17 protein-coding genes are annotated in these 20,095 nt (G+C 73.6%); 4 read left to right on the top strand and 13 right to left on the bottom strand.

Features of this window, described 5'->3' with window-relative positions; genetic code table 11:
• Window positions 1–20: 20 nt before the first annotated feature.
• The 6 genes from ACFYWG_RS31230 to ACFYWG_RS31205 form a co-directional block, all read right to left on the bottom strand.
• On the bottom strand, window positions 21–791 hold the full coding sequence (locus tag ACFYWG_RS31230) for a DUF72 domain-containing protein (protein WP_383503613.1): 771 nt from the start codon (window positions 789–791) through the stop codon (window positions 21–23).
• A 33-nt stretch (window positions 792–824) separates the two neighbouring features.
• Window positions 825–1,919, bottom strand: a complete 1,095-nt coding sequence (locus ACFYWG_RS31225) for a DUF5925 domain-containing protein (RefSeq protein ID WP_376331304.1) — start codon at window positions 1,917–1,919, stop codon at window positions 825–827.
• Window positions 1,920–1,993: 74 nt separating this feature from the next.
• Window positions 1,994–2,794, bottom strand: a complete 801-nt coding sequence (locus ACFYWG_RS31220; RefSeq protein WP_383503614.1) for a polysaccharide deacetylase family protein — start codon at window positions 2,792–2,794, stop codon at window positions 1,994–1,996.
• On the bottom strand, window positions 2,791–3,876 hold the full coding sequence (locus ACFYWG_RS31215; RefSeq protein WP_389204315.1) for a glycosyltransferase: 1,086 nt from the start codon (window positions 3,874–3,876) through the stop codon (window positions 2,791–2,793). The genes ACFYWG_RS31220 and ACFYWG_RS31215 overlap by 4 nt, the downstream gene beginning before the upstream one ends.
• Window positions 3,873–4,697: a glycosyltransferase family 2 protein gene (locus ACFYWG_RS31210; RefSeq protein WP_383503616.1), complete on the bottom strand. Its 825-nt coding sequence runs from the start codon at window positions 4,695–4,697 to the stop codon at window positions 3,873–3,875. Before ACFYWG_RS31210 ends, ACFYWG_RS31215 begins: the two co-directional genes overlap by 4 nt.
• Window positions 4,698–5,208: 511 nt before the next feature.
• Window positions 5,209–6,414: a S8 family peptidase gene (locus ACFYWG_RS31205; protein WP_389204314.1), complete on the bottom strand. Its 1,206-nt coding sequence runs from the start codon at window positions 6,412–6,414 to the stop codon at window positions 5,209–5,211.
• A 335-nt stretch (window positions 6,415–6,749) separates the two neighbouring features.
• Between ACFYWG_RS31205 and ACFYWG_RS31200 the strand changes: the two genes are divergently transcribed.
• Entirely contained in the window at window positions 6,750–7,556 is an 807-nt protein-coding gene (locus tag ACFYWG_RS31200) for an SGNH/GDSL hydrolase family protein (protein ID WP_376331313.1), read from the top strand.
• 41 nt (window positions 7,557–7,597) lie between these two features.
• On the opposite strand, the gene ACFYWG_RS31195 is transcribed toward ACFYWG_RS31200, so the two are convergent.
• The 4 genes from ACFYWG_RS31195 to ACFYWG_RS31180 all read right to left on the bottom strand — a co-directional run bounded on the left by ACFYWG_RS31195 (window position 7,598) and on the right by ACFYWG_RS31180 (window position 14,250).
• The gene (locus ACFYWG_RS31195) at window positions 7,598–9,226 is read right to left on the bottom strand and encodes a serine/threonine-protein kinase (RefSeq protein ID WP_385420642.1); all 1,629 of its coding nucleotides are present in this window, start codon (window positions 9,224–9,226) and stop codon (window positions 7,598–7,600) included.
• 78 nt (window positions 9,227–9,304) lie between these two features.
• Window positions 9,305–10,945 carry a nickel transporter gene (locus ACFYWG_RS31190; protein WP_389204313.1) on the bottom strand — a complete coding sequence of 547 codons (1,641 nt, stop codon included), beginning with the start codon at window positions 10,943–10,945 and terminating at the stop codon, window positions 9,305–9,307.
• A complete protein-coding gene (locus ACFYWG_RS31185; RefSeq protein ID WP_389204312.1) occupies window positions 10,942–12,618 on the bottom strand; it encodes a tetratricopeptide repeat protein in 1,677 nt (558 codons plus the stop codon). Before ACFYWG_RS31185 ends, ACFYWG_RS31190 begins: the two co-directional genes overlap by 4 nt.
• A gap of 99 nt (window positions 12,619–12,717) precedes the next feature.
• Complete coding sequence (locus tag ACFYWG_RS31180; RefSeq protein WP_383503621.1) at window positions 12,718–14,250, bottom strand: DUF4331 domain-containing protein; 1,533 nt, start codon at window positions 14,248–14,250, stop codon at window positions 12,718–12,720.
• Between the two features lie 239 nt (window positions 14,251–14,489).
• On the opposite strand from ACFYWG_RS31180, the gene ACFYWG_RS31175 reads away from it, so the two are divergent.
• The 3 genes from ACFYWG_RS31175 (at window position 14,490) to ACFYWG_RS31165 (ending at window position 16,237) form a co-directional block, all read left to right on the top strand.
• Window positions 14,490–15,032 (top strand): sigma-70 family RNA polymerase sigma factor, encoded by a 543-nt coding sequence (locus ACFYWG_RS31175; RefSeq protein ID WP_383503622.1) that lies wholly within the window; start codon window positions 14,490–14,492, stop codon window positions 15,030–15,032.
• A complete protein-coding gene (locus ACFYWG_RS31170) occupies window positions 15,029–15,844 on the top strand; it encodes an anti-sigma factor domain-containing protein (protein ID WP_376331323.1) in 816 nt (271 codons plus the stop codon). The genes ACFYWG_RS31175 and ACFYWG_RS31170 overlap by 4 nt, the downstream gene beginning before the upstream one ends.
• 126 nt (window positions 15,845–15,970) lie before the next feature.
• Entirely contained in the window at window positions 15,971–16,237 is a 267-nt protein-coding gene (locus ACFYWG_RS31165; protein ID WP_383503623.1) for a hypothetical protein, read from the top strand.
• A 400-nt stretch (window positions 16,238–16,637) separates the two neighbouring features.
• Here ACFYWG_RS31165 and ACFYWG_RS31160 read toward each other — a convergent pair whose 3' ends face one another.
• From ACFYWG_RS31160 to hmgA, 3 genes are all read right to left on the bottom strand, one after another.
• Complete coding sequence (locus tag ACFYWG_RS31160; RefSeq protein WP_389204311.1) at window positions 16,638–17,798, bottom strand: type ISP restriction/modification enzyme; 1,161 nt, start codon at window positions 17,796–17,798, stop codon at window positions 16,638–16,640.
• Window positions 17,799–17,871: 73 nt separating this feature from the next.
• Window positions 17,872–18,621 (bottom strand): GntR family transcriptional regulator, encoded by a 750-nt coding sequence (locus ACFYWG_RS31155; RefSeq protein ID WP_376331328.1) that lies wholly within the window; start codon window positions 18,619–18,621, stop codon window positions 17,872–17,874.
• A 27-nt stretch (window positions 18,622–18,648) separates the two neighbouring features.
• Window positions 18,649–20,001 carry a homogentisate 1,2-dioxygenase gene (hmgA, locus tag ACFYWG_RS31150; RefSeq protein WP_383503626.1) on the bottom strand — a complete coding sequence of 451 codons (1,353 nt, stop codon included), beginning with the start codon at window positions 19,999–20,001 and terminating at the stop codon, window positions 18,649–18,651.
• Window positions 20,002–20,095 lie beyond the last annotated feature (94 nt).

The following is a 20,095-nucleotide window of genomic DNA, read 5'->3' as shown; positions in this document are numbered from 1 at the left end:
GCTCCCCGGCCGGCGCTCCCTCACGTGCGGACCAGGTGCCGCGGTGTCCGGGTGAGGTCCAGGCCCGCCGACCGCCCGATGCGCGCGAAGGCCATGGCGTCCTCCACCGCCGCGCCGCCCGGGTCGTTGTTGAAGTACGCGTAGACGTCCTCGCCGGCGCTCCAGGTGGTGGCGATGCGGTCGAGCCAGGTGGCCAGCGAGCGGCGGCCGTAGCGCGGCCAGGGCCGGGCGCGTCCCTGGTGGAAGCGGACGTAGCCCCAGTCGGTGGTGCGCCACAGCGGGGTCGCCGGGCGGGCCAGGACGTCGGCCCAGCACAGGGCGGCGCCGCGGGCCTGGAGCACCGCACGGACCTGCGGCGTCCACCACGAGTCGTGGCGGGGCTCCACCGCCACCCGGGTCGCGGCGGGGAAGCGGGACAGGCAGTCGTCCAGCAGGCCCGGGTCGGCGCGCAGGGTGGGCGGGAGCTGGAGCAGCACCGGCCCGAGCCGGTCGCCCAGGCCCGCCGCGTGGCTCATCAGCCGGTGCACCGGCTCCTCGGGCTCCTTGAGCCGCTTGATGTGGGTCAGGTAGCGGCTCGCCTTCACGGCCACCACGAAGTCCCCGGGCACCCGCCCCCGCCAGCCCTCGAAGGTCTCCCGCGACGGCAGCCGGTAGAAGGCGTTGTTGATCTCGACCGTGGCGAAGTGTGCCGCGTACTCCTCCAGCCAGAGCCGCACCGGGAGCCCGGACGGGTACAGCACGTCCCGCCAGTCCTTGTACTGCCAGCCGGACGTGCCCACGAAGAGGGTCATACCCCCATCAAAACACCGGCTCGGACCGACCTCCTACAGGTACAGGCCCGCGTCGGCGTCACCGCGCGGCTCCGGCAGGGACGTCGGGGACGTGCCCCGGCGCAGCGCGTACAGCTCCGCCAGCGTGGCGCCCTCGCGGCCGACGCCCTCCTCGCGGCCCAGCCAGCCCACCGCCTCCGCGCGGGTCAGCGGGCCCACCTCGATGCGGGCCAGGCAGCGGCCCGGGCGGACCACGGCCGGGTGCAGGCGCTCCAGGTCCTCGTTGGTGGTGACGCCCACCAGGACGTTGCGCCCCTGGCCGAGCAGCCCGTCGGTCAGGTTCAGCAGCCGGGACAGCGCCTGGCCCGCGGTGTGCTTGGCCTCGCCGCGGATCAGCTCGTCGCAGTCCTCCAGGAGCAGCAGCCGCCAGCGGCCCTTGCCGGTGGCGTCGTCCTCGCCGATGGCGATGTCCATGAGGTAGCCGACGTCGGAGAACAGCCGCTCGGGGTCCAGGACGCAGTCCACCTGGCACCAGTCGCGCCAGGACCGGGCCAGGGTGCGCAGCGCGGAGGTCTTGCCGGTGCCGGGCGGGCCGTGCAGGAGCAGCAGCCGGCCCGCGATGTCCTCGGGCGTGGTTCTCATCAGCCGGTCCATGGCGTCCGCGACGGGCGCCGTGTAGTTGGCCCGGACCTCGTCCCAGGTGCCCGCCGCGATCTGACGGGTCGTGCGGTGCGGGCCGCGGCGCGGGGAGACGTACCAGAAGCCCATCGTGACGTTCTCCGGCTGCGGTTCGGGTTCGTCCGCCGCCCCGTCCGTGGCCTGGCCGAGGATCTTCTGCGCCAGCTCCTCGCTGGTCGCCGTCACCGTCACGTCGGCGCCGCGGTTCCAGCGGGAGATCAGCAGCGTCCAGCCGTCGCCCTCGGCGAGGGTGGCGCTGCGGTCGTCGTCCCGCGCGGCGCGCAGGACCCGCGCGCCGGGCGGCATCAGCGTCACGCCGGAGCGGACGCGGTCGATGTTCGCCGCGTGGGAGTACGGCTGCTCGCCCGTCGCGAAGCGGCCGAGGAACAGCGCGTCGACGACGTCGGACGGGGAGTCGGAGTCGTCGACGTTGAGCCGGATCGGCAGCGTTTCGTGCGGGTTTCCAGACATGCCGCCATGATCCGGCACGGAACCGCCGCGTGCACCCGTTTTCCGGTGCACGCGGCGGGCCCGTCCCGGCCGCGTCAGCCGCCGGAGCCGGCGAGCGTGCGGGCGGCCCGCCGCGCCCGGCGGACCACCGCGTAGCCCTTGGTGAGGGCGCGGTCGCGGGCGAAGGTCCGGGCGATCGCCCGGCCCTCGACCGTCCGCTCGAACTCCTCGATGCCGGTGTCGCGGCGCACCGTCACCCGCCGCAGGGCGTACGGCCCCTGCGCCCGGCGCGCGAGGCCGTTGCCGACGGCGAGGGCCTGGGCGTACCCCGTCTCGCGCACCGCCTGCCGGACCCGGCGGTCGGAGTAGCCGTAGGGGTAGGCGAACGAGGCCGGCACCGAGCCCAGCTGGTCGGAGACGATCTCCTTGCAGTGGATCAGCTCGAACCGCAGGGTGGCCTCGGAGACCTGGTCGAGCTGCGGGTGGCTGTGGCTGTGCCCGCCGATCTCCACGCCCGCAGCGGCGAGTTCCCGGACCTGGTCCCAGTCCAGCATGGTGTCCGGTCCGCCCCCGGTGTCGTACGGCCCGCGCAGCCACCCGGTCGAGACGAACAGGGTCGCCGGGAAGCCGTGCTCGGCCAGGACCGGCAGGGCGTGCCGGTGCACGCCCTCGTAGCCGTCGTCGAAGGTGACGAGGACCGGCCGGCCGGGCAGCGGGCGGCCGGAGCGCCAGCACGCGGCGAGTCCGGCCGTGGTGAGCGGTGTGCGGCCCTGGTCGGCCAACACCGCCATCTGCTCGGCGAACGCTTTCGGGGTCACCGACAGGGCGCGCGTCGCCTCGTTCGGGGCGTCGGCGACCGCGTGGTACATCAGGATCGGCACCCGCGCGTCGGTCACGAACCCGCTCCTTCCCGCACGGCCCGCGGCCCGCGACCGGTGGCTGCCGGAGCCTTCTCCTCCTCCGGCGCGCCGGTGCCCGTCGCCTCCTCGGGGACGGTGGTTCCCGTCGCCACCTCGGGGACCTGGAACGTCGTGCCGCCGCGGCGGGCGCGGACGGTGCCGACGAGGTAGCCGCCCGCCGCCGTGAGCACCCCGGCGACGATCGCGCCGGCCCTGCCCGCGCCGCCCGGCCGGGCCAGCACGGCGTCCCGCAGTCCCCGGGCCACCCCGGCCGGCAGCACCCGGGTGGCGTACCGGCGTTCGGACTCCAGGCCCTTGTCCGCGCCGACGCTGCGGGCCACGAGCGCCTTGGACAGGCCCTCGGCGTAGGTGCGGGTGCGGAAGTAGCGGAAGTGCTCGCGCGCCTCGGGCACCCGGTGGTGGATGACCGCCCGGTCGTCGATCAGCAGGACGGCGTCCGGCCGGGCCCGGGACAGGCGGATGCACAGTTCCGTCTCCTCGCACCCCAGCGGGCGCTTGTCGCCGTCCCTGCCGATCCCGGTGGCGAAGCCGCCCGCCGCGTCGAAGGCGCTGCGCCGGAACGAGGCGTTGCCGCCCAGCACGTTGCGCACGCGGACCCGGCCGGGCGGCAGGCCCCGGTACGTGCAGCCCACCACCCAGTCGAACTCCTCCGGGAACCAGTGCGGCCGCCGCCCCGACGCCCAGACCGGCACCGTGCGACCGCCGACCGCGGCCACCCGCGGGTCGGCGTACGCCTCGGCGAAGTACCGCAGCCAGTCGCGCTGCGCCACGGCGTCGTCGTCGAGGAAGGCCACGATCTCGCCGCGGGCCGCCGCGATACCGGTGTTGCGGCCAGCGGACAGGCCGCGGGGGCCCGCGTTGGCGAGCACCCGCACCTCGCCCGCGTCCTTGTACTCCCGCTCCAGCCGGTCCCGGAGGCTTGCGTTGTGGTCGACGACCAGCAGCGTCTCCCGTGCGGGCCGGGACTGCACCCGCACCGAGGAGACCGCCGCGAGGATGTCCTCCCAGCGGTCCTCGGTGTAGGCGCAGATCACGACGGAGACGTCGGGACCGCTCAAGACACCCTCTCCCGCACCGCCGCCGCAATCGACGACGACCGGGACGAACGGCGCCGCAGGGCACGCCGGTTGGAGCGCTCCCGCAGGATCACCCGCAGCACGCGCAGACCGTCCCGCACGGCCCGCAGGTTGCTCGTGCCGTGAATGCGCAGGTACTCGTGGCTCGGGATCTCCTGCACCTTGAGCCCGGCCTTCACCACCCGGATGTTCATCAGGGTCTCGACCTCGAAGCCGGTGCAGTCCAGGTCGATCTTGTCGAGGCAGTGCCGCCAGAAGGCGTTGTAGCCGTAGCACAGGTCGGTGTACCGGGCGCCGAACTTGCGGTTGACGGCCGTGCACAGCGCCCAGTTGCCGAGCTTGCGGATGAAGGTCATGTCGTCGGTGCCGCCGCCGTTGGCGAAGCGCGAGCCCTTGGCGAAGTCCGCGCCGGAGACCAGGGCGGAGACGTACGACACGATCTCGTTGCCGTCGGCCGAGCCGTCCGCGTCGACCATCACGATGATGTCGCCGGTGCACGCCTGGAAGCCGGTGATCAGCGCGTCCCCCTTGCCCTTTCCGCGCTGCTCGACGACCTTGACACCGGGCCACAGGTCACGGGCCACCGCGACGGTGTCGTCGGTGGAGTTGCCGTCGACCAGGACCACCTCGTGTATCCAGTCGGGCAGGGTCTTGAAGACGTACGGAAGGTTCTCCGCCTCGTTCATCGCCGGGATGACCACGCTCACGGGCGGTGCGATGGCCAGGTGCGAGGAGACGGGCCGGTACTTGGCTGCGGTCGGCGGATGATCCTCCGTCACGGCCGGCTGCAGAACTGAACTCATGAGTCTGGTCCCTCTCGTCCGGTGGACCGCCCCCCCAGGGCAGTCCGGATCCAGTCCGGTTCGAAAGGGGGGTTCTCACCCGGGGCACGCCGGAACGGCGAGGCACGCCGGAATGGAGCTCCGGCATGCCGGGTGAGCTGGCAGAACTGACCGGCCGCGAAAACGGCAGCCGACCGCGCGGCACGGCCCGGAGACCACTGCGGCCACCGAGCACGGCACCCCCCTACCGCGCCCCGCGCCGGTTCGTCGCGGTCCTGAGCCCTCCCCTGGAGCCGCGTACAGACGGACCGATGCGGGTGAGATGTATGACGGTATTGACGATTGAACCCGTATGGCAAGACCTGGAACGGCCACTCACGTTTTTGTTGGTTTGGCCGTCGCTCCGTGCGCCCGGTGGGACACAAGTCGACCGTTTCCCGTCGCAGGAAGAGCCGTTCCCCGGAGGCGATCAGGGCCTTTCGGGGAACGGCTGTTCAGGCGTTCGCCCCTGTGGGGGCGGTCGGCGGGGGTGTCACCCGACGAGCTGCAGCAGCCGGTTCGGCGAACCCGCACCCGGGCCGGTCACCTTGCCGGTGGCGGCACCCGCCACCAGGGCCGAGGCGACCTGCGCGGGGCCGGCGGAGGGGTGGCCCGCCAGGTAGACCGCAGCCGCGCCCGCCACGTGCGGAGTGGCCATCGAGGTGCCGGAGATGGTGTTGGTGGCGGTGTCGCTCGTGTGCCAGCCCGCCGTGATCGAGGAGCCGGGCGCGAACAGGTCCAGGGCCGAGCCGTAGTTGGAGTAGCTCGCCCGGGCGTCGGAGCTGGTGGTGGCGCCGACCGTGAGGGCCTCGGCGACCCGGGCCGGGGAGGACGAGGAGGCGGAGGTGTTGCTGTTGCCCGCGGCGACGGCGTACGTGACGCCGCTCGCTATGGAGTTGCGGACCGCCGTGTCCAGGGCGGTGGACGCCCCGCCGCCGAGGGACAGGTTGGCGACCGAGGGGCCGGAGTGGTTGCGCGTGACCCAGTCGATGCCCGCGATCACGCCGGCCGTGGTGCCGGACCCGCTGTTGTTCAGCACCCGCACGCCCACGACCTTCGCCTTCTTGGCGACACCGTAGGTGGAGCCCGCGACCGTGGTGGCCACGTGGGTGCCGTGGCCGTTGCCGTCGGAGGCGTCGTTGTCGCCGTCGACGGCGTCGTAGCCGTGTGCGGCCCGGCCGCTGATCTGCTGGTGCGTGATGCGCACGCCGGTGTCCACCACGTAGACGGTGACCCCGCTGCCCGCGCTGTCCGGGTAGGTGTAGGTGCGGGACAGCGGGAGGGAGGGCTGGTCGATCCGGTCCAGGCCCCAGGGGGCGGACGTCTGGGTGGCGGCGAGCGAGACGCGCTGGTTCTGCTCCACGGACGCCACCGCGGGGTCGGCGGCCAGCCGCCGGGCCTCGCCGGCCGAGAGGGAGGCGGAGTAGCCGTTCAGCGCGGAACCGAACGTCCGCTCCACCGAGCCGCCGTAGCCCTTGACGAGGCTCTTGGCCGCGGCCGAGGACGCCTTCAGGCCGGCGCTCTTGCGGAGCGTGACGATGTAGCTGTTCTTCACCGCGGACGGTGAGTCCGCGGCCAGCACCCGGCCCTCGGCCGGAGCGGCCTGGGCGGGCAGGGCGGTGAGACCGCCCACGAGGGCGGCGGTCGCCAGCGAGGTGAGCGCGGCGAGTCCGAGTCTCTTGCTTCGCGGTTGTGCCATGACGGGGGAGTCCTCCTCCGGGCGGCGCGCGCCCGGGTGGGGCGCGCGTCCTGTGGGGGGTGCGCGCGTGCTCGCGCACACGGACCGGGAGCGTGCTGTTCCGCTCCCGGCCTGGGAACAGCCTCGGCCGGACCCGGTTACGGGACAAGAGAGTTGAGAACCCCTCAACAAACCTGTCATGAGCACGCAACAGGCACCGTCCGAAACTCCCGGCGTGTGCCGTGAACGTGCCACCAGGCGTGAAGAGAACGAAAAGAACTTGGCATGGACACTTCCTGTCAACGCGCGTCGTTGCTACCACGGTTGTGGCAGAGATCCTGCTAAAGGGAGGTTCCATGAGACGTTCCCGACTTGTCGTCTTCGTGAGCTCGCTCCTCCTCGCCGCCGGCACCGCCCTCACCGGGGCAGCCACGGCGCAGGCGTCCGCACTCGCCGCAACAGGCCCGTACGCAGCGCTCGGTGACTCCTACTCCTCGGGAGTGGGCGCCGGCAGCTACATCGGTTCCAGCGGCGACTGCAAGCGCAGCACGAAGGCCTACCCCTACCTCTGGGCCGCCGCCAACTCACCCTCGGCGTTCGACTTCACGGCCTGTTCCGGCGCCCGAACGGGTGATGTTCTGTCCGGGCAGCTCGGCCCGCTGAGCAGCACCACCGCGCTCGTGTCCATCAGCATCGGCGGCAACGACGCCGGCTTCGCCGACGTCATGACGACCTGCGTCACCCAGTCCGACAGCTCCTGCCTCTCCCGCATCAACACCGCCCGCGCCTACGTCGACTCCACGCTCCCCGGCAAGCTCGACAGCGTGTACTCGGCGATCCGCTCCAAGGCGCCCAACGCCAAGGTCGTGGTCCTGGGCTACCCCCGCTTCTACAAGCTCGGCACCACCTGCCTCGGCCTGTCCGAGGCCAAGCGCAAGGCCATCAACGACGCCTCGGACCACCTCAACACCGCCATCGGCAAGCGCGCCGCGAACCACGGCTTCACCTTCGGTGACGTCCGCTCCACCTTCACCGGCCACGAGATCTGCTCCGGCGACTCCTGGCTGCACAGCGTCAACTGGCTGAACATCGGCGAGTCCTACCACCCGAAGGCCCCCGGCCAGTCGGGCGGCTACCTGCCGGTCCTGAACGCCAACGACTGACCTGCCCCCACCGGCCCCACCGGCCACCCCACCCCGGCGGGTCAGCCGGAGTCCGCATCCGGCTCCGTGCCCCCGTCCGTGACCGAAGGAGAAGGGGAGGCCCCGCCCGTCGGGGTCTCCGTCTCACAGGTGATCGAGAACGCCACCGCGTCGGACGTCGTCCGCACCGGCTCCCGCACCTCGACACTGATCTCGTTCTCGATCGTTCCGGACTCCTCGTCCGTCGTCACGGTCACCGTGTCCCGCTTCGTACGGCCGCCGCCCTCCGGGAACGACAGGGTCTTCCACCCCTCGTCGAGCACCTGGCCGTCGCCCGTCCTCCAGCGGTAGCGCACCTCGGCCGGCAGCGTCCCCACCGTCAGCGTCGCGGTGAAGCGCGGTGCCCGGACACCCGGCGGCGGGCACGTCCCCCGGTAGTCCGTGCGCGTTCCGTCCAGGCCCACCCGCACCGACTGAGGCGGCGGGCTGCTCTTCTCGCTCTCCCGCTCGCTCGGCGTCGGGGACGGGCTCGGTTTCCCGTTACCGGTGCTCTTGCGGGGACCCTCGGTCACGGCCGGCGTACTCGCCCCGCCGCCCTGGTCCTTCTTCCCGTCGCCGCCCTCGTCGTTCAGCAGCGCGTACGTCAGCCCGCCCGCCGCGAGCGCCAGGGCGATCACCCCCGCGACCAGCACCCGGCCCGCCCTGCGGTCGCGGTCGCGGTCCGGCCCGGTCGCGGTCGCCGTGTCCGGTCCGGTTGCCGCCGTGCTGCCGGGGAACGGCATCGGCGGAGTGGGGGAGGGCTCCCGGTGCACCGCCACCGTCGGCGGGAACGCCACCGGCCCCACCGCATCCGCACGGGGCGCACCGCCCGCCGCCACGAGCCGCAGATCCTGCTCGGCCCGCCCGGCCGGCAACCGCTGCCCGGGGTCCTTGCGCAGCAGCCCCTCGATGACCGGGGCGAGCGGTCCCGCCCGGTACGGCGGCGGCAACTCCTCGTCCACGATGGCGCGCAGGGTGCTCAGCGGGGTGTCGTGCCGGAACGGGGAGTGGCCCTCGACCGCCGCGTACAGCAGTACACCGAGCGACCACAGGTCCGACTCCGGTCCGGGCGTCCGGCCGAGCGCACGCTCCGGGGCGAGGAACTCGGGGGAGCCGATGACCTCGCCGGTCATGGTCAGCGCGGAACTGCCCTCGACCGTCGCGATGCCGAAGTCGGTGAGCACGACGCGCCCGTCGTTCGCGATCAGCACGTTGGCCGGCTTCACGTCGCGGTGCAGCACCCCCGCCTCGTGGGCGGAGCGCAGCGCGGCCAGCACCTCCGCGCCGATGTGCGCCGCCCGCTGCGGCGGCATGGGGCCCTCGGCGTCCAGCACCTCGGCCAGGGACAGGCCGCGGACCAGCTCCATGACGACCCAGGGCCGGCCCTCGTCCGTCGCTACGTCGTACACCGTGACCACGTTGCGGTCGGCCACCCGGGCCGCCGCCCAGGCCTCCCGCTCCAGCCGGGCGTACAGGCGCTGCACGTCGTCGGCCGCGAGCCCGGCCGGGGCCCGCACCTCCTTGACGGCCACCTCGCGGTGCAGCACCTCGTCACGGGCGCGCCACACCGTCCCCATGCCGCCCTCGCCGAGCGGCGACAGCAGCCGGTAGCGGCCCGCGATCACCCGTTCACGGCCCGGTTCTTCGGACACGGTGCCCCCTTCGCAGCCGGGCGGAATTCCCACGGGGTCTGTCTTCCCCGCCACGCCGGATTCCCTCACGAACGTAACTCAGCCCAGTGCGGATGCCGCCCCCTTGAACACCAGTCCGGCCCCGAGGACGACGACGGCGAAGGCCGAGCCGAGCGGGGCGGTACGGCGGACCAGGGCCGCCACCGGGCCCGCCGTCCACCGCGGGCGCCGTTCCAGCAGCCGGGTCATGCCGCTGCCCGCCTTGACGACGGCGTACCCGGCGGCGGTGAGGGTGAGCGCCAGGCCGACGCCGTAGGCGACCACCAGGAGCAGACCGAACCACGCCTCGCCGAGGGCTGCGGCACCGACCAGCACGACGACGGCGGACGGACTGGGCACGAGGCCTCCGGCGAAGCCCATGAGGATCGTGCCGCGCAGGGTGGGGGCGACGGGGTGGGAGTGGGTGAACCCGCCGTGGGTGTGCACGACACCCTGGGGATGAGGGTGGGGGTGGGTGTGGGCGTCTTGGTGCTCGTGCGCGTGGCCGTGGTCGTGGGGGTCGCCGTGGTCGTGGCGGTGGCTCTGGTCGTGGTGGTGGTCGTCGCCGTCCCCGTGCGGGTGGTCGTGGCCGTGTTCGTGGGCGCCGTGCGCGGGGGCGTGTTCGTGAGTGTGGGTGGGGGTGTGGGTGTGCGGGCGGTTGCGCAGGGCGCGGCGGACCAGGCTCGCGCCCGCCAGTGTCACCAGGAGGCCGCTGGCGACGCCGAGCCAGGCGATCACCGAGGGGGCCGCCGCCGAACCGGCCGTGACCAGCAGGCCGAGGGCGACCACGCCCAGGGTGTGGGTGACCGTCACGGAGGCGGCCATGGGCAGGACGTCCTTCATCCGGGCCCGGCCGCCCCGGGCCGCCGCCGTCGCGGCCATGATGGTCTTGCCGTGGCCCGGAGCGAGCGCGTGCATCGCGCCGAGGACGACGGCGATGCCGAGGGCCAGTGCGGCGAACCCGGCGGTGAGGTCGTGCCGGGCGACCAGCTCGTCCAGGGCACGCGTCCAGCGGTCGGCGCCGCGCGGCAGCACCGAGGCCGCCGGGGCGTCCCGCTCCTGCCCGGCGAGGGCCGGGCCGCCCGGGCGCACGCGCAGGGCGGCGGACGCGGTGTCGGCGGGGGAGGAGAGCAACTCCTCGGGGTAGCGGGTCAGTTCCCGTGACAGCGACTTCTCGGGCACGTCGGACGCGGCAAGGGTCATCCGGTCGCCCCGTGCTGTGATCTCCCGCCAGCCGGGCCCGGAGGAGGAGCCCGCACCCCGGAAGGCCAGGGACACGGTCCTCGCCTCCGACTTCTCGCCCGACGGCAGCGGGGCGGTCAGGTCGCACTCCACGCGGAGCGTGTCCAGCCCCGCCTGCCCCGGCCGCACGCGGGCGTGGCCGCGTACGACGGTGAGGGAGGCGCGGTGCCCGTCCACCGTGACCCTGCTGTCCGCCGCGGCCGCGGCGCAGCGCTCACGCGCCCACATGCGCAGGCCGAGCCGCTCGACGTCCGGTTTCGCCTGGGTCGCCGGGATCTCCGCGAGGTCCTCGACGTGGCGCACCCGGAGCTCACCGGGGGCCGCCACCAGGCCGTCGTAGCGGTTGACGGTGAAGTTGCCCAGCGGGTGGGCGCTCGCCGTGGCGGCGGGCAGCAGGGTGAGCGCGCAGGCGGCCGTGAGGACGGCGGCGCCGGACGCGGACAGCCGGCGCAGGATCACCGGTTCCCCTCCAGATCCTCGAGTGCGGTCCGGGCCTCGCGCGCGCCGAGCGGCGAGAAGCCGGCATTCAGGTCCAGCGCGGCCTTCAAGTGCGTACGGGCCGCCCGCCGGTCGCCGGTGGCGAGCTCGATGACCCCGCGGTGGTGGAGGAAGGCGGCGTTGCGGTAGCCGGTGGCGGTCGCCCGCCGGGCGTACGGCAGGGCTTCCGCGTCACGGCCGTTGACGTGCAGGGCCCAGGCGAGCGCGTCGGCGGTGTGCACGCTGTGCCGGCGGTTCCACTCGGCGCGGGCCGCGCGCAGGGCTTCCTTCTTGTCGCCGTGGTCGGCGGCGGCCATGGCCGTGTCGAGGTCGGCGTTCACCCCGCCCGCGCGGGCCAGGGCCGTCCAGGCGTCGACGAGGGCGTACTGCTCCTCCGCCCTCGCCCGGTCGCCGTCGGCGCCGCGGTCCTCGTAGAGCTCTCCGAGGGCGACGAGCGGGCCGGGCAGCGGGGAGCGGGCCACGGTCTGTTCCAGCCCCTTCACCGCCGCGGCGCGGTCGCCGCTCGCCGCCTGGGCGCGGGCCCGGCCCTCCAGCGCGGGGAGGTAGGCGTCGTCGGCGGCGAGCGCACGGGCGTAGTGGGCCAGGGCGTCATCGTGATCGCCCTGGTTCCAGGCCAGTTGCCCCAGCGCCGTGGCCACGTACGCGACGTCCGAGGGGGAGCGGGCCGAGTCCAGGGCGCGGTGCAGGACCTCGCGCGCCGTGCGCACGTCGCCGCGCAGCTCGTGCACGTAGGCGTACCGGGTGAAGACGGGGACGCCGGGGCGCCGGTCGTCCGCGGTCCGCGCGGCTTCGGCGGCGTCGTCGTAGCGGCCGAGTTCGACGAGGGCGTCGACACGGGTGCACAGGGCGCGTTCGTTGTAGGGGTTGAGCTTCAGGGCCCGGTCGGCGTGCGTGAGGGCGCCGGGGAAGTCGTGCCGGGCGGCGGCCAGCGCGGCACGGCCCGCCAGGGCCTGGTCGTTGGCCGGCCGCAGGGCCAGGGACCGCCGCAGTGCGCGCTCGGCCTGCGGGTAACGGGAGGGGTCGCCCTCGATGCGCGCCTGCTCCACGTAGGCGAGCCCCAGCGTGGCCCAGCTGCCGAAGTCCTTCGGCTGGGCGCGCAGGTGGCGCTGCAAGGACCCGATCGCCGCCCCGAGGTCGCCCCGGGCCAGGTCACCGGGTGACAGCGCCCCGGCCGCGGACACGGCGGCGGTTCCGGTGCGGCCGTCCTGGGCGCCCCCCAGGGCGACGGCCCCGCCGGTCAGCGCCACGGCCAGCAGGGCGGCGCACCCGGCCAGGTGCAGCCCCCGCCAGCGCCGCCCCCCGTCGGCGGCCCGCCGCATCACGGCCACGCGCCGGGCGGCATCGACGCCCTCGCCGCCGGTGCCGGGTGCGGTGCCGGTGCGGGGTGCGGCGCCGGTTCCGGTGCCGGCGATCGACCGCTCGGCGTGAGCGCCCGCTGCCTCGGAACCGCTGGCATCGCCTGGGCCGTTCACGGCACCCGTACCGTCCACCGCGCCCGTGTCGCCGACTGCCTCCGTGCCGTCCACGACGCCCGTGCCGTCGGCCATGCCCGAGGCGTCCACCGCGGCGGTGTCGCCCGCCGCGCCGGTGTCGTCCGGCCGGGGCGGTGTGCTGTCGGTCGCGTGCGCAGGCATGGGCTTTCCTCGGTCTGCTGTGCGGGACGGAAGTCGGCGGCGCGGCCCGCGCCGTGGGGGACGGGGAACGGGCCGCGCCTGTCTGCGGGGCGGAAGGGCTCAGTACGCCCGGTTCCGCATGCGGCGCCACCACATGAGGGCCGCGCCGATCAGGACGATGCCGCCCGCCCCGGCCCCGGCGGACGCGGCGATCAGGCGCGTGTCGTCCGAGCCCTGCGCACCGGCCGGCCGGAGGGCGTCGCCGAGCTGGCTGCGGACGTCGTTGCCCCCGTCCACGCCCTTGGCGAGCGGGCCGCGCGACCCCTCGGTCGGCAGGGCGACGTACGGGAAGGACTTCTCGAACTCCTTGTCGTTCTTGTCCACCGCGTCGCCCAGGTCGTTCTTCGAGCCCACCAGCTCACCCTCGACGACCTGCAGCGCGGCGTCGATCACGTCGTCGGTGAGGCGACGGCCGTTGGGGAAGCCGGCGTTGTCGCCGTCGAGGACACCGAGCCGCTTGGGTTCGGCGGCCGGCTTGATCGAGGTGTTCAGCCGCAGCTGCTCCGAAGGCGTCACGTGCGGCGGCTGGTTCAGGTCCTTGACGCCCTTGAGGAACACGTCGACCAGGTCGTTGCGCGGCTCGGCGGGCGCCGGGATCTTGTAGATCGCCTCGATGAGCTTCGGCAGCTCCGGGTTGGTGACGTTCTTCAGGAACTTCGCGTCGTCGCGCGGCGTGGCCGCGTTGAACCTGTCCTTGTCCTTCAGCGGGTTGACGACCTCGTTCACCAGCGGGTTGCCCAGGCGCGAGACCTGCGTGAAGTAGCCCCGGGCGTTCTTGCGCTGGGTCGTCGACCAGATGCCGACCACCGGCTGGTCGTGCGACTCGGCGATGAGGCTGCTGGGCACCTGCAGGGCTATGGAGTTGACGTTGTAGCCCTTGAGGGTGTCGTTGCCGACCTCGGAGAGGTTCCCGCCGTAGAGCAGGTCGAAGACGCGCAGGTCCAGGAAGAACGGGTCGTCGGCCTGGCCGGCGAACGTCTGCGCGCCACCGGCGAGTTCGTGCACGGCCTGCTTGCGCAGCGTGGCGTAGTCCGGCATCGAGGCCTTGCCCACGTTGGACGGGGCCACGGGCACGTCGTCGGCGACCTTGGTCTTCGACACCGCCTTCAGGTGGCGCAGCTTGATCAGCTCGACGTCGTAGGTCTGCGTGACGTTGAGGTCGGGGTCGTCGAGGCTCTCGACGGGGCCGGTGTTGTACAGGAACGTCTTCTTGTTCTTGGTGTGCGTCTTGAACGTGTAGCGGAAGACCAGGTCCTCCTGCGCGTCCCCGTTCCGGTCGACGCGCAGGTCGTACTGGGCGTCCTCGGCGAAGGTGAAGAAGTTCGGCCCGCCGGCGGGTTCCTCGAACGGGATCCAGTTCGCGACGATGGTCGTCGTGTCCGGCTTGTCCGGGCTGACGAACGCGTACACGTCGGTGTTGTCGTACTGCGGGGTACCCGAGATCAGGGGGGCCTCGCGGTGGCTGGAGGCGGTGGCCGCCTCAGGTGCCAGCGCGGTCACACCGGCGGCCGCGAGCCCGCCGGCGGCCAGCGCGCCGCACACCGCGGTCGCGATGCTCCTGCGTCCCGCACCGTTCCTGGAGATAGCTGTCATGCCGTCCGTCCTCCGTGCCGACTTGCCTGACACACGCCATTCGGAGTGGCCGGCGAAGCGGATTGGTCGAATCTCAACCGTTCTTACGGCCGGTCCCGGATCTTGTTTCAGCTCCGCTTTCCTCTCCTCCGGACCCGCGTTTTCGCGGCCCGGATCCGTAACACCGTCCGGAGGTGTGTGCGTTGCGAATGCCTCGTGTGAGGGGACAGGCCCGGTGCGGCCTCGGAGAGGGGGACCGAGTGGAGGCGGACGAGCTGCTGCTGCTCGTGGCAGGCGGGGACCACAAAGCCTTCGAGGATCTGTACGGGCTGGTGTCCGGCCCGGTGTTCGGACTCGTACGGCGTGTGGTGCGCGACCCCGCCCAGTCGGAGGAGGTGGCTCAAGAGGTGCTGCTGGAGACGTGGCGGTCCGCCGCACGGTTCGACCCGGGCCGGGGCAGTGCGATGTCCTGGATCCTCACCCTCGCCCACCGCCGGGCCGTCGACCGGGTGCGCAGCGCCCGCGCGGCCGGGGAGCGCGAGCAGCGTGAGGCCCTGCGGGCGAACCAGCCCGCCTTCGACCACGTCACCGAGGAGGTCGAGGCCGGACTCGAACGCGAGTGGGTGCGCCGCTGCCTGGACCGGCTCACGGTGCTGCAGCGCCAGTCGGTCACCCTCGCCTACTACGAGGGCTACACCTACCGTGAGGTGGCCGACCAGCTGTCCCTGCCGCTGGGGACCGTCAAGACGCGGATGCGCGACGGGCTGACCCGTATGCGTGAGTGCCTGGGAGGGGTGGCATGAGCCTGTTCCGACGCGAGGACCCGCACTCCCTGGCGGCGCCCTACGCGCTCGACGCCCTGGAACCCGCCGAGCGGGTCCGCTTCGAGAAGCACCTCGCCGGCTGCGACCGGTGCGCCGGCGAGGTGCGCGCCCTGTCCGAGGACGCCGTCCGCCTCGCCTGGTCCACCGCGGTCCCGGCCCCGCCGGCGATGCGGGACCGGGTCATGGCCGCGGTGCGCGCCACCCCGCAGGAGCCGGCACCGCACGGGGCGCGGGAGGCGGCGCGTCCGCACGCCCCGCAGCTGCCGCCGCACGTGTGGGGCGTCCGCCCGCCGCCGCGGCAGCGGACGCGGCGGCGCAAGCCGTTGTTCGTCCCCTTCGCCACGGCCACCGCAGCGGCGGCCCTCGTGGTGGCCTCCCTGTTCGCGGTGCAGGCGCACCGCACCGAGGACGAACTGGCCGCCGAGCGGGACCGGTCACGTGAGATCGCCCACGTTCTCGCCGCTCCGGACGCCCGTGCGAGCAGCGGGCGGGACGCCCGGGGCCGCACGATCGGAGTGATCGCTTCCGCCACGGAGGGGAGTGCGGTCGTCACCCTCGGCGGATACGGCACCCCGGCGGGCGGCCGCGTGCACCAGTTGTGGCTCATGCGCCCGGGCGCGCAACCGCGCTCGCTCGGCCTGTTCGAGGGCGACACGCCCCTGGTCGCGACAGGTTTGGGCACCTCGGCGACGTCACTGGCCGTGACCGTCGAGCCCTCGGGCGGCTCGCCGCAGCCCACCGGTCAGCCCGTCGTCCAACTCGCCCTGAAAAGTGTTGGATTCGGAGAGTAATCGAAGACACATCGTCAACCCCCTTACGGGGAAGGTGAATCCTGTGACCGCGATACACGTGTGCCCGGTCGGGACGATAGGGTTAACCTGCCCGGGCCGGGTGGACTCGTACGGGTGGGGAGTGACATGGAACAGATAACAGTGCGCAGCAGGGCCAGGGTCCCTGCGATCACCTGCGGGAGCAGCGCGACCAGTTCGCGCCTCGACCGCCACCTCTCGGTGCTGGGCGGCCCCGCCGTCCCCCAGCGGGAGACGGTCGAGGCCACCTCGCTGATGCGCGAACTGACCGCGCGTCGGCCGCACGACCGCAGTGGAAGGGGCGCGCGCGTGCGCCGCGTCTCGCTCTTCGCGCCGCTGCGCCGACTGCGCCGCTCCCTTTTCGGCGGCAGGTAGGGTCCCGCGCTCGGGCGGTCACACCGCCCCCGGCGTCCGCTGCGCACTCGTCGTCCGTCATCCCCGCGGCACGCAGCAGGCACCGGGTGTGTTCCCGAGCGCGGCACGCCCCCCGTCGACGCCCTCTCCCCGCCCGGCACGACCGGGGGCCGCACCCGGCCCCCCTGTCCCTTCACGCCCGCTCACGGCTCTCCCGCGCGCCCACGGCACGGTCTCCCCTCGTCACCGATGAGTTGTCGCGTTCCCCCGTCGTCCACTGGAGCGATGCCCCCCGGGGCGCCGGATGCCCCGGCGTACGCGGTGCGGCGGGCGTGGACCACTCCCGGTCAGTACTCCCGCGGGGCGTACGCAGCCGAGGGATCGGTCGAGCGGGACGTCCGGCCCGGCGGAGCAGGGAAGGCTAGAGCAGCGCCAGTTGGCCTTCCGGGCCTTCCTCGGAGCCGTCCAGGACGGACGCGGGGCGGCGGGCCGCCGCCGGTGCGGGGAGCACCCCCGCCTCGGCCAGCTCCGTCGCGGTGACCGGGCCCGGCAGCTCCGGCCCGTCCTCCAGCGGCCGCAGGTCGGCGAGCAGCGCCAGGACCGTGATCAGCTCCAGCAGCTCCGAGGTCCACGCCTGGGGCCAGACGGTGGGGCGGATCGCCGCGAGGGTGCCCGGCGCCGGCTCGGCGACACGCGCCGCGAACCACTGCTCCAGCACCCGGACCCCGCCCGCCTCGAACTCCCACGCCTGCGGCGGCACGGGGGAGATACGTCCCCCGTCCACGAAGAGCGCCTCCTCCTCGCGGTCGTAGCGCAGAGTCAGGGGGCGGGACGGCAGCGGGGCGCGGACGTAGGGGCGGCGGCCGCCGGGCAGCTTGGGACGCTCCCCGTCGCGCCGCATCAGCCACAGCAGCCGGTGCCCGTGCTCCAGGCCCCGCTCCCAGGTGCCCGGGTCCCCGGTGAGCGGGACGGTGAGGTCCGGCCGGACGGCGGCCGCGACCCACGCCAGCACGTCGAGCGGGGAGGGCGCGGCACCGAGGCGGCGGCCCAGGTGCTCCACCAGCCCGGGCGCCAGGTTCGGCTCCCGCCCGCCGGGGCGGCGGAACAGCGGGCGGACCCGGCCCGGGCGCAGCAGGGGAAGCAGCGAGGTGAACAGCAGCGGGGTGCCGGGCGTCCCCGGGGCCTCCACGGCGAACACCTGCCGGTCGTCGGCGACCCGCCACAGCTCCGGGCGGGCGGCGTCGATCAGCCGCTGGTCCGGGATGAGCCACTGCTCGTCGAAGGGCGCGAGCAGCGCCCGCACCGGCTGCGGACACGGGCCGGACGCGCGTGCGAGGCGTTCCGTGCCGGCCGCGGTCCGCCCCGGCAGCCGGCCGACCGCCGTGTGCAGGGTCCGCGAGCGGCTGGGCTCGAACAGCGCCTCCCGGTCGGGCCCCTCGGCCTTCATCAGCGCGTCCCAACGGGCTTTCAGAGAAGCCGCGTCGGGGCCCGCCGGCCACCCCCGGCCGAGCCGCGGCGGTGCGACGGACCACGGCATGAGGTCCGCCAGCGGCGGAGCGTCGTCGTGCGTCACGCCCCGCATCGTACGACGTGTGCCGGCGCGCCAGGGGGGGGCGCGGGGAACCGCCCCGCACGCTCTGCCCGGTCCGCGGTGCTCAGGTCGCGTCCAGGCTCACGGTGAACGAGAACCGGTCACCGCGGTAGTGGATGACGGCCACGTCCAGAGCCCGCCCGTCGGCGTCGTACGTCACGCCGGTGTAGTGCAGGATCGGGCTCAGCAGGGGCACCCGCAGCAGCCGCGCCGTCTCCGGATCGGCCAGCCGCGCCTCCACCGTGTCGGTGATGCGGCTGATGTCCGCGCCCACCACGTCCCGCAGCACCTTCGTCATCGGCCACCGCACCAGGTCGTCCAGGTCGATCCGCGCGGCCAGTTCCGGACGCACGTGGTTGCGGGCGTGGTTGGTCGGCTCCCCGGTCTTCTCGTCGCTGCGCAGCCGGTGGTACGCCGACACCTCCGCCAGGTCCGGGAAGAACTCCGCCAGTTCGCCCGGGACCGGGACCGTGCCGTGCTCCAGCAGTTCGGTCGTCATCCCGGACTGCTGGGCCACGATCGCGTCCACCGAGCCGAGCAGCCGCACCGGGGAACCCCGGCGCGCGTCCGGCTCGATGAACGTGCCCCGGCGGCGGTGCCGGGAGATCAGCCCCTCGTCCTCCAGTTCCTTCAGCGCCTGCCGCATGGTCAGCACGCTCACGCCGTAGTGCCCGGCCAGCTGCTCCTCGGTGGGCAGGCGCAGCGGGTCCTGGGGCGAGCGGCCGAGGATCGAGGCGCGCAGCGACTGCGACACCTGGTACCAGAGCGGCAGCTTGCGGTTCAGGACGATCGAGTCCGGGGCGAAGGAGGTCACGGGGCCATCCGTACCGTCAGGAAATGATCAGTGCAAGGGGCGGAAGTGCCGCTCGAGGCCCTGCCACACGTCGTCGTAGCGCTGCTGGAGGTGCTCGGCCCTCGCCGCGTGCGGGGTGAGGGTGAGCGGCCAGCGCGTCTCGAACATGAACGCCAGGCCGTCGTCGATCTTCTGCGGCTTCAGCTCGGCGGCGCTCGCCCGGTCGAAGGTCTCCCGGTCCGGGCCGTGCGCCGACATCATGTTGTGCAGCGAGCCGCCGCCCGGCACGAAGCCCTCCGCCTTGGCGTCGTAGGCGCCCTCGATCAGGCCCATGTACTCGCTCATCACGTTCCGGTGGAAGTACGGCGGCCGGAAGGTGTCCTCGCCGACGAGCCAGCGCGGTGCGAACACCACGAAGTCGACCCCCGCCAGGCCCGGGGTGTCCGACGGGGACGTCAGCACGGTGAAGATCGACGGGTCCGGGTGGTCGTAGGTGATGGTGCCGAGCACATTGAAACGGCGCAGGTCGTAGACGTAGGGCACATGGTTGCCGTGCCAGGCGACGACGTCGAGGGGGGAGTGGTCGTAGGTGGCCGTCCACAGGTTGCCGCAGAACTTGTTCACCACCTCCACCGGGCCCTCGACGTCCTCGTACGCCGCCACGGGGGCGCGGAAGTCCCGGGGGTTGGCCAGGCCGTTGGCACCGATCGGGCCGAGGTCGGGCAGGCGGAACGGAGCGCCGTAGTTCTCGCACACATAACCGCGGGCGGAATCGTCCAGCAGCTCCACACGGAAGCGGACACCACGCGGGATGAGCGCCACATGTCCCGGCTCCACATGCAGCAGGCCGAACTCCGTGCGCAGCAGCAGCCCGCCGCGCTCCGGCACGATCAGCAGCTCGCCGTCGGCGTCGCTGAACACCCGGTCCATGGAGGTGTCGGCGGCGTACAGGTGGACCGCGATGCCGGTGCGCTGGGCGGCGTCGCCGTTGCCGCCCAGGGTCCACAGGCCGGCCAGGAAGTCGGTCCCGGGCGCGGGGTCGGGCAGCGGGTTCCACCGCAGGCGGTTGGGGTCCGGCACGGTCTGGGTGAAGGGGGCGGTCCGGAGGGAGCCGTTGTGCGTGCGGGTGAACGCCGGGTGTGCCGCCGAGGGGCGGATCCGGTACAGCCAGGAGCGCCGGTTGTGGGCCCGTGGCTCGGTGAAGGCCGTGCCGCTGAGCTGCTCCGCGTACAGCCCCAAGGGCGCCCGCTGGGGCGAGTTGCGGCCCTCGGGCAGTGCGCCCGGGACGGCCTCCGAGCTGTGCTCGTTGCCGAAGCCGGAGAGGTAGGTCAGTCCTTCGGCGGTCTTCCGCGCTTCCCCGCGCTCTCCTGCGCTCGCGCGGGTGGTGCCCCCATCGCCCATGTGTGCTGCTCCCTTGGATCCGATTCCTATGGAGCACCGTAGGATTGCGATTTCCCCGGCGCAAGAGGGACGCGGCCCTCCTCTTCACGGATGA

Source organism: Streptomyces sp. NPDC003456 (assembly GCF_042878735.1).
Lineage (GTDB): Bacteria > Actinomycetota > Actinomycetes > Streptomycetales > Streptomycetaceae > Streptomyces.
Note: the sequence above shows the minus strand (reverse complement) of the source record. Positions and strands in the feature narration are given on the sequence as shown.

Coding starts and splice junctions, on each gene's coding strand:
- hmgA (WP_383503626.1), bottom strand. CDS start 20,001: ATGGGCGATGGGGGCACCACCCGCGCGAGCGCAGGAGAGCGCGGGGAA.
- ACFYWG_RS31230 (WP_383503613.1), bottom strand. CDS start 791: ATGACCCTCTTCGTGGGCACGTCCGGCTGGCAGTACAAGGACTGGCGG.
- ACFYWG_RS31225 (WP_376331304.1), bottom strand. CDS start 1,919: ATGTCTGGAAACCCGCACGAAACGCTGCCGATCCGGCTCAACGTCGAC.
- ACFYWG_RS31180 (WP_383503621.1), bottom strand. CDS start 14,250: ATGACAGCTATCTCCAGGAACGGTGCGGGACGCAGGAGCATCGCGACC.
- ACFYWG_RS31160 (WP_389204311.1), bottom strand. CDS start 17,798: ATGCGGGGCGTGACGCACGACGACGCTCCGCCGCTGGCGGACCTCATG.
- ACFYWG_RS31170 (WP_376331323.1), top strand. CDS start 15,029: ATGAGCCTGTTCCGACGCGAGGACCCGCACTCCCTGGCGGCGCCCTAC.
- ACFYWG_RS31200 (WP_376331313.1), top strand. CDS start 6,750: ATGAGACGTTCCCGACTTGTCGTCTTCGTGAGCTCGCTCCTCCTCGCC.
- ACFYWG_RS31165 (WP_383503623.1), top strand. CDS start 15,971: ATGGAACAGATAACAGTGCGCAGCAGGGCCAGGGTCCCTGCGATCACC.
- ACFYWG_RS31210 (WP_383503616.1), bottom strand. CDS start 4,697: ATGAGTTCAGTTCTGCAGCCGGCCGTGACGGAGGATCATCCGCCGACC.
- ACFYWG_RS31185 (WP_389204312.1), bottom strand. CDS start 12,618: ATGCCTGCGCACGCGACCGACAGCACACCGCCCCGGCCGGACGACACC.
- ACFYWG_RS31205 (WP_389204314.1), bottom strand. CDS start 6,414: ATGGCACAACCGCGAAGCAAGAGACTCGGACTCGCCGCGCTCACCTCG.